This is a genomic window from Gluconobacter cadivus (assembly GCF_015244745.1).
Classification (GTDB): Bacteria; Pseudomonadota; Alphaproteobacteria; order Acetobacterales; family Acetobacteraceae; genus Gluconobacter; species Gluconobacter cadivus.
Genome location: NZ_JABCQI010000001.1, coordinates 550,939 through 565,308, shown reverse-complemented (window position 1 = coordinate 565,308; position 14,370 = coordinate 550,939). Strand labels below are relative to the sequence as shown.

11 protein-coding genes are annotated in these 14,370 nt (G+C 62.8%); 4 read left to right on the top strand and 7 right to left on the bottom strand.

Annotated elements, in window-relative coordinates; translation table 11 throughout:
* The first annotated feature begins 93 nt into the window (after positions 1–93).
* The 3 genes from pnp to HKD28_RS02565 all read left to right on the top strand — a co-directional run bounded on the left by pnp (position 94) and on the right by HKD28_RS02565 (position 5,716).
* Positions 94–2,244: a polyribonucleotide nucleotidyltransferase gene (pnp, locus tag HKD28_RS02575; protein WP_099286145.1), complete on the top strand. Its 2,151-nt coding sequence runs from the start codon at positions 94–96 to the stop codon at positions 2,242–2,244.
* Positions 2,245–2,309: 65 nt separating this feature from the next.
* The gene (locus HKD28_RS02570; protein WP_194261833.1) at positions 2,310–3,728 is read left to right on the top strand and encodes an NAD(P)H-dependent flavin oxidoreductase; all 1,419 of its coding nucleotides are present in this window, start codon (positions 2,310–2,312) and stop codon (positions 3,726–3,728) included.
* Positions 3,728–5,716: an FUSC family protein gene (locus HKD28_RS02565; RefSeq protein ID WP_194266726.1), complete on the top strand. Its 1,989-nt coding sequence runs from the start codon at positions 3,728–3,730 to the stop codon at positions 5,714–5,716. Before HKD28_RS02570 ends, HKD28_RS02565 begins: the two co-directional genes overlap by 1 nt.
* 51 nt (positions 5,717–5,767) lie before the next feature.
* Here the strand turns inward: HKD28_RS02565 and HKD28_RS02560 are convergent, their stop codons facing one another.
* The 7 genes from HKD28_RS02560 to HKD28_RS02530 all read right to left on the bottom strand — a co-directional run bounded on the left by HKD28_RS02560 (position 5,768) and on the right by HKD28_RS02530 (position 12,941).
* A complete protein-coding gene (locus HKD28_RS02560) occupies positions 5,768–6,226 on the bottom strand; it encodes a hypothetical protein (RefSeq protein ID WP_194266725.1) in 459 nt (152 codons plus the stop codon).
* The gene (locus HKD28_RS02555; RefSeq protein ID WP_235993244.1) at positions 6,223–7,167 is read right to left on the bottom strand and encodes a VOC family protein; all 945 of its coding nucleotides are present in this window, start codon (positions 7,165–7,167) and stop codon (positions 6,223–6,225) included. The genes HKD28_RS02560 and HKD28_RS02555 overlap by 4 nt, the downstream gene beginning before the upstream one ends.
* A gap of 171 nt (positions 7,168–7,338) precedes the next feature.
* Positions 7,339–7,758: a DUF1489 family protein gene (locus HKD28_RS02550; protein WP_194266723.1), complete on the bottom strand. Its 420-nt coding sequence runs from the start codon at positions 7,756–7,758 to the stop codon at positions 7,339–7,341.
* Positions 7,759–7,800: 42 nt separating this feature from the next.
* Entirely contained in the window at positions 7,801–8,889 is a 1,089-nt protein-coding gene (locus HKD28_RS02545) for a nucleoside hydrolase (RefSeq protein ID WP_194266722.1), read from the bottom strand.
* A 36-nt stretch (positions 8,890–8,925) separates the two neighbouring features.
* A complete protein-coding gene (hemW, locus tag HKD28_RS02540) occupies positions 8,926–10,089 on the bottom strand; it encodes a radical SAM family heme chaperone HemW (RefSeq protein WP_194266811.1) in 1,164 nt (387 codons plus the stop codon).
* A gap of 11 nt (positions 10,090–10,100) precedes the next feature.
* On the bottom strand, positions 10,101–12,128 hold the full coding sequence (locus HKD28_RS02535; RefSeq protein WP_194261839.1) for a potassium transporter Kup: 2,028 nt from the start codon (positions 12,126–12,128) through the stop codon (positions 10,101–10,103).
* 114 nt (positions 12,129–12,242) lie between these two features.
* Positions 12,243–12,941: a YggS family pyridoxal phosphate-dependent enzyme gene (locus HKD28_RS02530; RefSeq protein WP_235993243.1), complete on the bottom strand. Its 699-nt coding sequence runs from the start codon at positions 12,939–12,941 to the stop codon at positions 12,243–12,245.
* Between the two features lie 57 nt (positions 12,942–12,998).
* Between HKD28_RS02530 and HKD28_RS02525 the strand changes: the two genes are divergently transcribed.
* The gene (locus HKD28_RS02525; RefSeq protein WP_194266721.1) at positions 12,999–14,357 is read left to right on the top strand and encodes an RsmB/NOP family class I SAM-dependent RNA methyltransferase; all 1,359 of its coding nucleotides are present in this window, start codon (positions 12,999–13,001) and stop codon (positions 14,355–14,357) included.
* Positions 14,358–14,370 lie beyond the last annotated feature (13 nt).

Below are 14,370 nucleotides of genomic sequence, written 5' to 3'. Positions count from 1 at the left end.
CTTCCCGCCATCACCGCCATGCCGTCCGAAACGCTGCTCCGCCACCTGCCGGACACCCGGAGATGGTTTCACCCTTAATTTGGGAAAACATGCATGTTTGATTATTTCCGCAAGGAAATCGAATGGGCCGGACGCCCCCTGATCCTGGAGACCGGCAAGGTCGCACGCCAGGCAGACGGCGCCGTCATGATCACCTATGGCGATACGGTCGTGCTCTGCACCGCCGTTGGCGCCAAGAGCGTCAAGCCGGGACAGGACTTCTTCCCGCTGACGGTCAACTATCAGGAAAAGGCTTACGCCGCTGGCAAGATCCCGGGTGGGTTCTTCAAGCGTGAAGGCCGTCCGTCCGAAGCCGAAGTCCTGAACGCCCGTCTGATCGATCGTCCGATCCGTCCGCTGTTCCCGGAAAACTTCCGCAACGAAGTCCAGATCACCGCAACGGTTCTGAGCTACGACAACGAGAACGATCCGGCTCTCGTGTCGCTGATCGGTTGCTCGGCTGCTCTGACGCTTTCCGGTATTCCGTTCTTCGGCCCGGTTGCCTGCGCCCGTATCGGCCGCATCGATGGCAAGCTGGTCGTGAACCCGGTTCATGACGAACTCAAGGACAGCACGCTCGACCTGATGGTTGCCGGTACGGCCGAAGGCGTGCTGATGGTCGAATCCGAAGCCAGCGAGCTTTCGGAAGAGACGATGCTTGAAGCCGTCACGCTGGGACACACGTCCTTCCAGCCGGTCATCGATGCCATCATCGCGCTGGCCGAGCACGCTGCGAAAGCTCCGTGGGATCTGCCGTCGCTGACGAAGGAAGAAATCGCCCTTCGCAAGCGCGTCGAGAAGGTCGGCAACAAGCTGATGGCGGACGCTTACAAGGAGCGTCAGAAGCAGGCCCGTTACAAGAAGGTTGCCGAAGCCAAGGACCGGATCAACGAGATCCTGACCGAGGAAGGTCTGGACGTCGAACTCGCCAAGCCGATGCTCAAGGAGCTTGAGGCGCAGGTCGTTCGTGGGTCCATCCTCAAGACCGGCATCCGCATTGATGGTCGTGACCTGAAGACGGTTCGTCCGATCCTTGCCGAAGTCGGCATCCTGCCGCGCGCTCATGGATCGTCCCTGTTCACGCGTGGCGAGACGCAGGCCCTTGTGGTCGCGACGCTCGGCACGGGTCAGGACGAGCAGATCATCGACGCGCTGGAAGGGGAATACCGTTCCAACTTCATGCTGCACTACAACTTCCCGCCGTATTCGGTTGGCGAGTGTGGTCGCATGGGCTCCCCGGGTCGTCGTGAGATCGGTCATGGCAAGCTGGCATGGCGCGCGATTCATCCGCTGCTGCCGACCAAGGAAGCCTTCCCGTACACGATGCGCGTTGTCTCCGAGATCACGGAAAGCAACGGTTCGTCCTCCATGGCGACCGTCTGCGGCTCGTCGCTCGCGCTGATGGATGCCGGCGTTCCCCTGCCGCGTCCGGTGGCTGGCATTGCCATGGGCCTGATCAAGGAAGACCGTGGCTACGCCGTGCTGTCCGACATCCTGGGTGACGAAGATCACCTCGGCGACATGGACTTCAAGGTGGCTGGTACGGCTGACGGCGTGACCGCGCTTCAGATGGACATCAAGATCACGTCCATCACGCCTGAAATCATGAAGATCGCGCTGGAACAGGCCCGTGAAGGCCGGATCCATATCCTTGGCGAAATGTCCAAGGCGCTGACGGAAGGTCGTTCGGATGTTTCGGGCAATGCTCCGAAGATCACGACGATTTCCGTGCCGAAGGAAAAGATCCGCGACGTGATCGGTTCCGGTGGCAAGGTGATCCGCGAGATCGTCGAATATTCGGGTGCGAAGGTCGATATCGGCGACGATGGCACCGTGACGATCGCCGCTGCGAACGACGAGCAGGCCCAGAAGGCCATCTCCCGGATCGAAGGCATTGTCGCTGAACCGGAAATCGGCCGCATCTATGACGGTAAGGTCGTCAAGACCGCCGATTTCGGTGCGTTCGTGAACTTCCTTGGCCCGCGTGACGGTCTGGTTCACATTTCCGAACTGGCTGAAGGCCGCGTTGCGAAGACGTCCGATGTCGTCAAGCAGGGCGATGCCGTGAAGGTCAAGGTCATCGGGTTTGATGACCGCGGCAAGGTCAAGCTCTCCATGAGGGTTGTCGATCAGGCCACGGGTGCCGATATCACGGAGAGCGTGGGGGCCCGACCGGCCCGTCCGCCCCGTCGCGACGCCGAGTGAGTGTTGGGGCGGGGCTCACAAGGCCCCGCCCTTTTTTTTCTGAGTTTCGGAGACAGCCAGTCCCCATGAAATCTATTGATACCCTCCGTTTTGGTGGTCAGGACGTGCTGCCTCTGATCGAAGGGGGCAAAGGTGTCTCCGTCTCTACGGGCGTCTCGGCCGGACACTGGGCCGCTGCGGGCGGGATTGGGACCATTTCGGCTGTCAATGCGGACAGCTACGATCAGGACGGTCATCCGGTTCCGCAGGTCTATCATGGTCGCACGCGGCGTGAGCGTCAGCAGGAACTGATCCGTTACGCGATTGATGGCGGTATCGCGCAGGCGAAGATCGCTCACGAGATTTCGGGCGGCAGAGGCCGGATCAACGTCAATATCCTTTGGGAAATGGGTGGGGCCGAAGAGGTCATCATCGGGATTCTCGAAGGCGCTCCGGGGCTGGTGCATGGCGTGACCTGTGGCGCGGGCATGCCGTACCGCCTGTCTGACATCGCGGTCCGTTTCGGCATTCCCTATTATCCGATCGTCTCTTCGGGACGGGCGTTCAACGCTCTGTGGCGGCGTGCGTACAGCAAGGCGCCTGAACTGCTGGGCGGCGTGGTTTACGAAGATCCGTGGCGTGCGGGTGGCCATAACGGTCTGTCCAACACGGAAAATCCCTTTTCGCCAGAAGATCCGTATCCGCGCGTTCTCGAACTGCGCCGTGTCATGCGGAATTATGGTCTGGGCGAGACGCCAATCATCATGGCCGGTGGTGTCTGGCATCTTGAGGACTGGCAGGACTGGATCGGCAATCCGGAGCTGGGGCCGATCGTGTTCCAGTTCGGAACCCGCCCGCTTCTGACGCAGGAAAGCCCGATCCCCGATGCCTGGAAGCGCCGTCTGCTGACGCTGAAGGAGGGGGATGTATATCTCAACCGCTTCTCTCCGACCGGTTTCTATTCCTCGGCCGTCCGCAACAGCTTCCTGCAGGATCTGTGTGAGCGCTCCGAGCGTCAGGTGCCGTACAGTCAGGAAGCTGGCGACGGCTACGAGGCGTCCTACGGCGTTGGCGCCCGCAAGCGCGAAGTGTTCGTCCCGGCCGCCGACCGCCCGCGAATTGCAGACTGGGAAGCCGCGGGCTTTACCGAGGCTCTGCGGACGCCGGACGATACGCTGGTCTTCGTGACGCCCGAAAGTGCGCGCGAAATCCTTGCTGATCAGACGGCCTGCATGGGATGTCTCTCGCAGTGCCGCTTTTCCAACTGGATGCAACGCGAGCCGTATACCAACGGCCAGAAGGCGGATCCGCGCTCTTTCTGCATTCAGAAGACGCTCCAGACCATTTCCCATATTCCGCCCGGTGCGGATGAGGATAATGTGGTCGACCATAACCTTATGTTCGGCGGCACGAATGCGTGGCGTTTCGGAACCGACCCGTTCTACGCGAACGGCTTTGTCCCGACGGTCAGCCAGCTCGTGGAGCGTATTCTGACCGGTCGCTGATGGCCTCTGACCCGCCGCTTTCCCGCCAGACGCCTCCCTCCCGCGCCTCACAGGGGCGGGAGAGACCGCTTGATTTTCTGAAGCAGTTTCTGGCGCGTCATTCGGTTCCCGTAAGCCCGGAGCAGATTGCTCCGGCAGAAGGAACCCGGGCGGCGGTGGCGACGGTCGTAGCGCTGCTTCCCGCGATTTATGAACATCAGGCCGTTCTAGCCTGGGCTGGCTTTGCCGCCTTCTGGAGCTGTCTGATCGAGCCGGGCGGGACGGCGCGTGAGCAGTTTCGTATTCTTGGACTTTTTACGGCGTGCGGCACGATCCTTGGAGGCGTGACGTCGCTAATTGCGGTGTATCCGCTCTGGGGTGTGCTGCCTTGGCTCGTGCTGACGGGGCTGATGGCGGGGCTGGCCAGGGCGCTGTCGCCGTCCATCGCGCTGCTTTGTGCGCTGCTGGGCTGTGTCATGCTGGCGGGCACCGGGTTTCCAGCGCATAGATTTCAGGACGCTCTCGTCGTTGCTTTTGCGTTTGGGGGTGGGGGGCTTTGGGCGGCATTTCTGTGTCTCGTGGTCTGGCCGCAGCATCCTTACGCCCCTGCGCGACGGGCTGTTGGAGCCTGTTACCGGCTGTTGTCGGTTATGGCGGGCGAAATCGCAGCGGGGCGGCTGCAGGAAACCGTACACCGGCAGAATGTGCGTACGGCCATCGAGCGGGCCCGAGGGCTGGCGCTGCAGATCGATGCCGGACATGCGAGTTACGGTATGCGTGGGCGGCTGATTGCCTCGCTGGCCGGGGCGGAACGTCTGTTTACCGCCATGCTGGCCGTCGAGCATCTTGTCGAAACCCGTGGGCTGGATTTTGAAGCACGGGGCACGCTGGCGGCTTTTTCCGCCCTGTGTCAGCACGCGAGCGACGCGGCGCTCGAGCCTGAGCCTGATCTTGAACATCTGGCCGCTGAAGGGCTGGCGCTGGCGGGGAGTATTCCTGCCACGGCGGGGCCGGTTGGCGAACTTGTGGCGACCAGTGCGAGGACGTTGGGAACACTGGCCGAAGGGCTGGCGCAAAAGGCGCGTCTCCCGTTCGATGCTGAACTGCCACGTCATGCGGCGCGTCTGACGCCGACGATCTGGCAACATGCTCTGCGTCTCGTGGTGGGTCTGCTGGCAACCTATCTGACGAGTTGGTGGCTGGATCTGGATTATGGTTTCTGGGCGCTGGTGGCAGTGCTTCTGGTGATCCAGCCCTCCGGTCAGACAACGCTGGTGCGCGCGTTAGAACGTGTGCTGGGAACGCTGGGTGGTGGTGTGCTCGCGCTGTTGCTGACGCCGTTTCTACCGGGTTCTGCGCAGATGCTGGCGGCGGTGGCGCTCTTTGTGATCGGGGCGATCGCGATGCGCGCTGTCAATTATACCATGTTGGTCGTGTTCATCAGCGCGCAGTTCATTGTCGTGACGGAAATGCTCATGCCGTCGCAAGGCATTGCGTGGATGCGGGTGCTGGATAACACGCTCGGCAGTGTCATTGGGTTGCTCTGTGCGTTCACGGTCTGCCCGCAGCGGCGGGGGCAGGACATGGATGGCCTGTTGCAGACGGCAGTGATCGGCAATCTGCGGTATGTTTCGGCTGTGTTGAAGCGGGAAGATCCCGTAACGACAGATCGCGTCCAGCGTCAGGCCGGGATCGATACCACACGGGCCGAGTTTGCCAGAGGCTCGCTTCCCGTTCTGGGCGGGGTTTCGGCAGTGGGAGAGCGCGCGACGCAGGCTCATGCCCTGTTGCGGGCGCTGCGTCGTCTCAGCGGGGAGGCGACGTTGCTGCGGTTCGATATTTCGGCTGGGTTATGTGAAGGAGATGCGCAGGCCGGGGAGCGCTGGAGTGCTACGGCCACGGCTCTTGAGGCGGGGGCACCTTTCGCAGACATTGCCCAGAAGATCGAGAATGGAGACGTCATGGCCGAGATCGCCGCATTGGAGCGTGCGGGCCGCAAGACTGTCTGATCCTGGAGGCGGAGAACCGCCTCCGGTTTCCATGAGCAGATATGATGGGGTTCAGCGGCGCCCACCGGGTCCACGACCGCCTTGGCCACCGCCATGGTTGCCACCGCCCATTCCTCCGCCGCCCGGCCTTCCCGGTCCCTGACCGCTTCCGGGTCTTCCACCACCAGGTCCATGGCCAAACCCACCTCCCGGTCTGCCATCGGGCCTCCCCTGTCCACCGGGACCATGGCCGGGTCCTCCAGGCCGGGGGCCGGGACGTACGCCGGGAGGCCGCCCCGGACCGCGTCCGGGATAGGGGCCGACGTAATAGCCCGGTCCCCAGCCCCAGCCGGGCCCCCATGTGCTGCCCCAGCCGCGATTATAGGTGCTGCTGTAATAGCCCCCGCCACCATAATAGGTGCCATATTGGCCGGGGCCGCCATATTCATAGTCACCGCAGCCCGACAGCATTCCCAGAAGGCAGAGCGTACCGCCAAGGCGCAGGAAGGTTTTTGTTGTCCAACGGGTCATTTCGTATCTCCTGCCGCGCTGGGATCATGCCATTCCATGACGCCGAAGGCGGCGCCGCTCGGGTCGGCGAGGACGGCGATCATGCTGTTCTGATGATCGGGGTGGGGCTGTACCAGAACGCGTCCTCCCAGCTGCACGGCTTTTTCGGCGGCACTCCCGACGCTGTCCACCTGTATGAAGCCGATCCAGCGCGCGCTCGCATCTGGGGGCAGGCGCGCCGGCAGGGGATTGACGGTCGCACGGGCGATGGACTGTGAGTCCAGAATATAGTGCTGGTGCGTGTCGGGCGGAGGCGCGTCTTCAACCTGATAGCCGAAGAGTTTCTGGTAGAATCCCGCGCTGGCTGTGGGAGCCGGGGTCAGGATTGTATGCCAGATCCAGTCGCCCTGAACCGTGTCGTCCGTATCGTTGCGGTCGCCGTGAGGGGCGTGCAAAGCGGCGAAAAGCGCGCCCTGCGGGTCGGCGATAATGGCCTGTTCGCCACGGCCCGGAACAACGGTCGGACGGTACAGGATTTTGCCGCCCCACTGGAGCGATTCCTTGGCCACTGTCGGGACGTCGAGCGCCGAAATGAACGGAAGCCAGAGCGGCTGGGGTGGGTTGTTCGTATCGGGGAGAGGACGCTCGACCAGTCCTGCTACGACATGGCCGTTGACCAGCGCCTCGGCATAATGGCCGCGCGAGACGGGGCGGTCCTGAAAATTCCAGCCCAGCAGTGCGCCATAGAAGGCCTTGGCTTTGGCCAGATCGGGCGTTGTGAGCTGTGTGTAGACGATCTTGCCGGGCAGGGTTTTTGAGAGCGCGGCTGGCGTTTCAGCAGTGTTGGCTGTCTGTGCAAGCGCATCGGAAGCGAAAGCTGTCAGGCTGATACTGAGAGTGAGGGCTGCTGACAGCGTGACGGCGACCGTGCCTGTTTGGGAGAGGCGGGAAAAGGGCGGCAAAGGCGGCACTCCTTCTGTTCTGATCTGCACGGTGCGCCTTTGGGACGATCGGCAGGCCGGAGGGGAGCATCCTCTGGCTCCCCGCAATAAAGGCATGACGTTTCACGTCCCATTCCGTTCCCGGAATGCAGCAAAAATGTGGCGCGGCCTCGGGGGGCAGATCTTGGGGGATCAGATTAGGGCGAGCTCGGCCAGCTCCTTCCGAAGCTGTGGCGGGAGATCGGCAATGCCGTCATGACCAAGGCTGCTGCCCAGATCGGGGGGCGCGTCCTTGGGTTCCAGATAGCGCCAACCCTGAAACGGGCGCATCGGGCGTGGCTGGACCGGGATGATTTCGTCAGACACGACGATCAGCGTGCCTGTGCTGCCATCCGCGCGCTGGGCGCTTTCCAGACCGATGATGGGTTGGCGGCACAGGACCATGCCGTCCATCACGCGATACAGGGAGCCGCCGTCCAGAACCTCCTCGGCCCGTTTGGGCATGGTGCGGGTCTGGACGGTGGCGCGGCCGTTGATGCGGTAATGGTTCAGCCGTTCGCGCAGGACTTCGATGCTCGGGCAGCCGACGGCCAGTTTGATGATGTTCAGCATAGGTGTCGGATGCCCTCCTTCAAGTTCTTAGTGCGTGCTTGGTCAGTGTGTACCGGGGGTGTTCTGGGACTGCGAGACGAACTCGTTGATGAAGCGCGTCTTGTCGATGGACTGCACGATCTTCACCTTCCGCAGACCCATGCCCTTCGGAGCGGTTGAATCCGGCCAGATATGGGCGTGACCGTAATCCATCCCGTGGTCGATATTGACGTTCATGATGGCCGTGACGGATTTTGTGATCAGTGTTGGATCAACGGCGATGGCGGAGGTCAGTTCATCCCAGAGCGGTAGCGGCGCCTGATACTTTTGCAGATAATCCGTGACGGCGTTGTGCTTTGCATTGATGCGGTTTGCGAGTTCGGGCGTCATCATGATGTCGTTCGAGACGTTGCCGACGCAGGTGATGGCGGGCCATGGCGCTGTCAGGGCGATCTGGGCGGCTTCGGGGTCCATGATCAGGTTGAAGTCGGATGCGAAATCGGCATTGCCGGTGACGGACATCATGCTGGCATCGAGCAGGCCGCCCATGAAGACGAGCTGTTTGGCGGTTTCGGCGAAAGTCGGGTCGATCCGGATGGCGAGGGCGAGGTTCGTCAGCGGACCTGCGGCGATGATCGTGACCTGATGTGGATGGGCGTGGACCTCGCGGATCAGGAACATGGCGGCTGGAAGCGCGTCGGCGGCGGTATGGGGCGTGCCTTCTGGCAGCTTGCCGACGGGAGGCTGTGTGGCCGGGACGTGTTCGATGGAGCCGAGGCCGCCCCATGCACCTTTCCAGGGAATGATGCCGAACTGCTGTTCGCGCAGTTTCGTCTCCGCGACGGTGTTGACCAGCGGCGTGGTGGCGCCATCGGCGACAGGGATCTGCGTCTGGCGGGCGATTTCCAGAAAGCGCAGGGCATGCGCCGTGCCTGCGTTTTCCCAGTCATCGCCGACGACCGACGTCAGGCCGAGCAGCGTCACGCCGGGGCGGTTGAGCAGGGGAATGATGGACTGGATGTTGGAGCCGCCCGGACCGAGGAAGTCGTTGTCGAGCACGACGTAATTCGGAGCAGGAGCCGCGTTTGCTGCGGCAAGCGGGGCGAGTACGGTGCAGGCGGCCACAAGGGCAGAGAGAATGGATCGGCGCATGGTCTCTTCCAGATGGATTAAGACCGGATCATGCCCTCAAGTGACGAGGCGCGCCAGTATCGCTTCAAGACGAAGCCGTCCTTCGCCGGTCGCGCGCAGGATGCCGCTGTCCCGTTCAAGGTAGTTTTCCTCGATGCAGGCTTCGAGCAGAGCCGGGTCCACACAGTCCAGAAGTGCGCGGCCCGTGCGGGCGGCGAAGGCCGCCTCGTCGATGCCTTCAGACAGGCGCAGGCCCATCAGCAGGGCTTCGCGGCCTTTTTCTTCCGGCGTGAGCAGGGTTTCCTCGGTACTGCCTGAGCCTGTCTTTTCAACTCGCTCGGCCCAGGGTTCGGGCGCACGGTGACGGCGGGTGGCGTAAAGCTCGCGGTCCAGCGTCAGGCGCCCATGAGCACCGGGGCCGATGCCGATATAATCCGCATAACGCCAGTAGGTTAGGTTATGGCGGCTCTCGGCGCCGGGGCGGGCGTAGTTTGAGACTTCATAAGGCAGGAGGCCGTGACGGCCGGCGATGTCGCCGGTCAGGTCATAGAGGCGCGCGGCGGTGTCTTCGTCGGGCAGGGTGAGTTCGCCGCGCCGGTGCATGGCTTCGAACTTCGTGCCCGGTTCGATGGTGAGTTGATACAGCGACAGGTGATCGGCCACGAGGTCGAGTGCTGTGGTGAGCTCGTCTGTCCAGTCGGCGTCGCTCTGGCCGGGGCGGGCGTAGATCAGATCAAAGGAAATGCGCGGGAACAGGGTTCGGGCGGTTTCGAGGGCGCGGATGGCCTGCGTGGCGGAGTGTTCGCGGCCAAGCTTGTGCAGCGCATCGTCCCGCAGGCTTTGAATGCCGAGCGAGACGCGGTTGACCCCGGCCTGACGAAACGCCGCGAATTTTCCGGCCTCGACGCTGGTCGGGTTGGCTTCGAGCGTGATTTCCAGATCGTTTTCGGCATCGAACAGGCGATATGCGTCCTCGATCAGGGCGGCAACGGTTTCGGGTTCCATGAGTGACGGTGTGCCGCCGCCGAAAAAGATCGAACGCAGGGGGCGTTTGACGCCATCGCGCGTTAGACGGGCGGCATCATGGGCCAGTTCACGGCGCAGGGCTGTGGCGAAGCGCTGCTGCGGGATCACCTCCCGGACATGGGAGTTGAAATCGCAGTAGGGGCACTTCGCCAGACAGAAGGGCCAATGGATGTAGAGGGAAAGCGGCTCGGCCAAAGGACGGGACGTCAAATGGCGATCCGGACGCCGAATTCCACCACGCGATCGGGCGGAATGCGCAGGAACTCGGTCGTGGAGGCCGCATTGCGCTGGAGCAGGAGGAAGATCCACATTCGCCAGAGCTGCATCTTCGGCACGCGGGAGCGGACGACGAGTTCATGGGACGTGAAATAGGAGGCCTGAATGGCGTCGAACGCCACGCCGAGCGCGTTCAGTTCCAGCAGAGCGCGAGGGAGATTGGGCATCTCCATGAAGCCGTAGCGGACGATGACGCGGTGAATGTTGGGGGCGAGTTCCTGAACGATGGCGCGGTGGCCGCGCTCGGCTTCCGGCTGGTCGAGGTTCTGGACCGTCACGAACAGGATGTGATCGTGCAGAACCTTGTTGTGCTTGAGGTTATGCAGCAGCGAGTTCGGCACGATGTCGGGGTTGGCGGTCAGGAAGACGGCCAGACCGGGAACGCGGATCGTGCGGGACTGTGGCAGACGCGCGAGGAAAGAGCCCATCGGCATGGAATCCGCCTGCTGGCGGGCGGCGATGAGGCTGCGGCCGCGCTTCCAGGTGGTCATGATGATGGTGCTGATGATGCCGATCGCCAGCGGGACCCAGCCGCCATCGGGGATCTTGAGCACGTTTGCGGAGAAGAAAATGCTGTCCACGATGAAGAAGAAGCCGAAGACGATCGCGACCGTGGCGGTCTTCCATTTAAAGACGCGGCGGAACACCACCATGGCCAGAACGCAGGTGCACAGGAATGTCCCCGTGACGGCGATGCCGTAGGCTGCGGCGAGGGCCGAGGACGTGCGGAACGACAGCACCAGAACCAGTGCGCCAAAGGCCAGAATCCAGTTCAGCGACGGCAGATAGATCTGCGCTTCTTCCGACGCGTTGGTGTGCATGATGCGGGTGCGGGGCAGGTAGCCGAGCTGGATGAGCTGGCGGCACAGCGAGAAGCTGCCCGAGATACCGGCTTGCGAGGCAATCACAGTTGCGAAGGTCGCAAGGATCAGCATCGGGATCTGTGCCCAGTGGGGCACCAGCAGATAGAACGGGTTGGACAGGGCATGCGGATTATGGATCAGCAGGGCGGCCTGACCGAAATAGTTCAGCGTCAGCGACGGCAGGACGAAGAACAGCCAGGCCTTGCGGATCGGGGCGCGTCCGAAATGGCCCATATCGGCATAAAGCGCTTCCGCACCCGTGACGGACAGCACGACCGAACCGAGTGCGATGAACGACAGGTAGCCGTGCATGATGATGAATTCGAGCGCGAAGGTCGGCGACAGGGCAAGCAGGATATGGGGGTAGAGCAAGATTCCCTTGACGCCGAGAATGGCGAGAACAGCAAACCAGGCCACCATGATCGGGCCGAACGCCTTGCCGATTTTGCCGGTTCCCAGCACCTGAACCGAGAACAGCCCGACCAGTACGATCATTGCCAGCGGGATGATGATGTGGCTGGCCGACGGCACGGCGGTTTCGATGCCTTCTACGGCCGAGAGCACTGAAATGGCCGGGGTGATGATGCTGTCGCCGAAGAACAGGCAGGTGCCCGCAATGCCCACAAGGCCGAACAGCCATCGGAAATGCTGCGATTTGCAGACGCGTTGGGCGAGGGACATGAGGGCGATGATGCCGCCTTCGCCGTCATGATCGGCCCGCATGATGAGAATGACGTATTTGATGGTGACGATGAGCATCAGCGCCCAGAACGTCAAGCTCGCAAGCCCCATGATTTCCCAGGGCTGGGCAGGCATCTTGGGCGTACTGACAATGCTGACGGAGGATTGCAGCGCATAGAGCGGGCTTGTGCCGATATCGCCGTAAACCACGCCCAGAACCGTAAGCAGCGCGCCCATGCCGGCGGGGCGCTTGTGGCTGGAACCGTCATCTTCGCCACCGATCTCGTGGGTATGGCCTTCCGAACGGGCCTGCTCGATCGTTTGGACGACGTCGCCGGAGTCGTTGGGAATCCCTACGCCATGAGGAGAGTTGGAGGCGCGGTCACCGTCATGTTCAGGCATTGCTGGTTCCATTTACGGGCGTCAGTAGAGTGCCGTCATCTCCTGTCGCAGCACTCGTCAAGCGCGCTCCACATCACGGCAACTTCCCCTCATGACAAGATTTCTGCGACGGACGCAAGCCGTGCGTCAGGATTGTGGCACGGGACGGCTTCCGAAAATGGCGGTTCCCACCCGGACGAGCGTCGCGTTTTCGGCAATGGCGGTTTCAAAATCGGCGGACATCCCCATCGAGAGTACCGGCAGTCCATGCCGTTCGGCGGTTCTGCGCAGGAAGTGGAAATGGGGCGCGGGGTCTTCATCCTCGGGGGGGATGCACATCAGACCCCGGATTTTCGGGCCGAATTTTTCAAGGGAAGCTTCAATGAACGCATCGGCCTCGTCGCGGGGAATACCGGATTTCTGCGGTTCGTCGCCCGTATTGACCTGAATGAGAAGCTCGGGGAGGCGTCCGGCTTTCTGCGCGGCTTTCTCGATCGCGTCTGACAGAGACGGGCGGTCGAGGCTCTCGATCACGTCCGCGATCTGGCAGGCTTCGAGGGCCTTGTTGGTCTGAAGGCCGCCGATGATGTGCAAGCGCAGGTCCGGAAAATGGTCGCGAAGCTGCGGAAATTTGGAGGCGGCTTCCTGCACGCGGTTTTCCCCGAACAGGCGCTGACCGGCTTTTAACGCGGCTTCGACACTCTCGATCGGGTGGAACTTGCTGACGGCCACGAGAGACACGTCCGCCTCTGCGCGCCCGGCTTTTTCGCAGGCCTGAGCGATACGATGACGGATGGCGGCGAGGTTTTGGGCAATAAGATCGGACATGTCGGGAGAAGACGCCATTGCGTCCGTGGCCGCAAGATGCGATTTCGGCAGGATGCGAGAGATCGATAGCCTGTCATGACCCAGCCCCCATCCAACAAGCCTCCCCGTAATCCGGCCTCCGGAACCCGGAATGCTGGACCACGTCGCCCGCAAGGGTCGTCACAGGGTGGCCGTACGCCGCAGCGTCGTCCTGCGCCGGACCCGACGCGCGACCTTGCCTTCGATATTGTCTGTGGGGTGGTCGAGCATCGCCGGATGCTGGAGACGACGCTGGATCGTGCCGGGCAGGGACTGGACCCGCGGGATCGCGCCTCGGCCCATCGTCTGGCGGCGACAACCCTGCGTCATCTCGGCAGCATGACCGAACTGCTTCAGCCGTTATTGCGCCGCGAACCGCCCGAGCCGGTGCGTTGCGCGCTGCTGATGGGCGTGGCGCAGTTGCTGCATCTCGAAACGCCGCCCCATGCGGCGGTCGGGACGATCGTGGATCTTCTGCGCCGTCGTGGTTTGGCCCCATTCGCGGGGCTGGCTAACGCCGTGCTACGGCGTGTTTCGCGGGAAGGGCAGGAGCTTCTGGATGGTCTAGACGTGGACCGGCTGGATGTTCCGCCGTGGTTGTGGAGCGCGTGGGGCAAGCGGGCACGGGCGATTTCGCGTGGCTTGCATCGTGAAGCGCCGCTGGATCTGACGCTACGTCCGGGAGCCGTCGCACCGGAAGGTGGCGAGGTGCTGCCGACAGGGTCCGTCCGTTATCCGGCCGGGACGCGCATTACGACGCTGGAAGGCTTCGAGGACGGCGCATTCTGGGCGCAGGATGTCGCGGCGACGATGCCAGTGAAGCTGATGGGCGATGTGTCGGGCAAGACCGTCGTGGATCTTTGCGCAGCGCCGGGCGGCAAGACGGCCCAGCTTGCAACGGCAGGTGCGCAGGTTGTGGCGGTCGAGCGTGAGGAAGCGCGGGCGCAGCGGCTGGAAGACAATATCGCGCGTCTGAAGCTGTCCGCGAAGACGGTTGTGGCCGATGCCGCAACATGGCGTCCGGACGCTCCGGTGGACATGGTTCTGCTGGATGCGCCGTGTTCCGCGACGGGCACCCTGCGTCGTCATCCGGACGTGTTGTGGATCAAGCGCCCGCGCGACGTGACGGCATTGGCGGAAGGTCAGGATGCGTTGATTGATGCCGCGCATGAAATGCTCAAGCCGGGTGGCGTGCTGCTTTATGCCGTCTGCTCGCTTCAGGATGAGGAAGGCCCGGAGCGGATCAAGGCGGCGATTGCGCGCGGTGGCTGGAAGTTCGATCCGTTTTCGGAAGCGGAACTGGCCGATATGGCCGTTGCCCGGACATGGGACGGGATGTTCCGCACCCATCCGGGCCTGTGGAGCGAACTTGGCGGCATGGACGGCTTCTTTGCCGCGCGTCTGATCAAGGTCTGAGTCCGGTCGGCAT

What these genes read in the sequence shown, in the direction of transcription:
- pnp (WP_099286145.1), top strand. Translation starts at nt 94, where the DNA reads ATGTTTGATTATTTCCGCAAGGAAATCGAATGGGCCGGACGCCCCCTG.
- HKD28_RS02570 (WP_194261833.1), top strand. Translation starts at nt 2,310, where the DNA reads ATGAAATCTATTGATACCCTCCGTTTTGGTGGTCAGGACGTGCTGCCT.
- HKD28_RS02565 (WP_194266726.1), top strand. Translation starts at nt 3,728, where the DNA reads ATGGCCTCTGACCCGCCGCTTTCCCGCCAGACGCCTCCCTCCCGCGCC.
- HKD28_RS02560 (WP_194266725.1), bottom strand. Translation starts at nt 6,226, where the DNA reads ATGACCCGTTGGACAACAAAAACCTTCCTGCGCCTTGGCGGTACGCTC.
- HKD28_RS02550 (WP_194266723.1), bottom strand. Translation starts at nt 7,758, where the DNA reads ATGCTGAACATCATCAAACTGGCCGTCGGCTGCCCGAGCATCGAAGTC.
- HKD28_RS02545 (WP_194266722.1), bottom strand. Translation starts at nt 8,889, where the DNA reads ATGCGCCGATCCATTCTCTCTGCCCTTGTGGCCGCCTGCACCGTACTC.
- HKD28_RS02535 (WP_194261839.1), bottom strand. Translation starts at nt 12,128, where the DNA reads ATGGAACCAGCAATGCCTGAACATGACGGTGACCGCGCCTCCAACTCT.
- HKD28_RS02530 (WP_235993243.1), bottom strand. Translation starts at nt 12,941, where the DNA reads ATGGCGTCTTCTCCCGACATGTCCGATCTTATTGCCCAAAACCTCGCC.
- HKD28_RS02525 (WP_194266721.1), top strand. Translation starts at nt 12,999, where the DNA reads ATGACCCAGCCCCCATCCAACAAGCCTCCCCGTAATCCGGCCTCCGGA.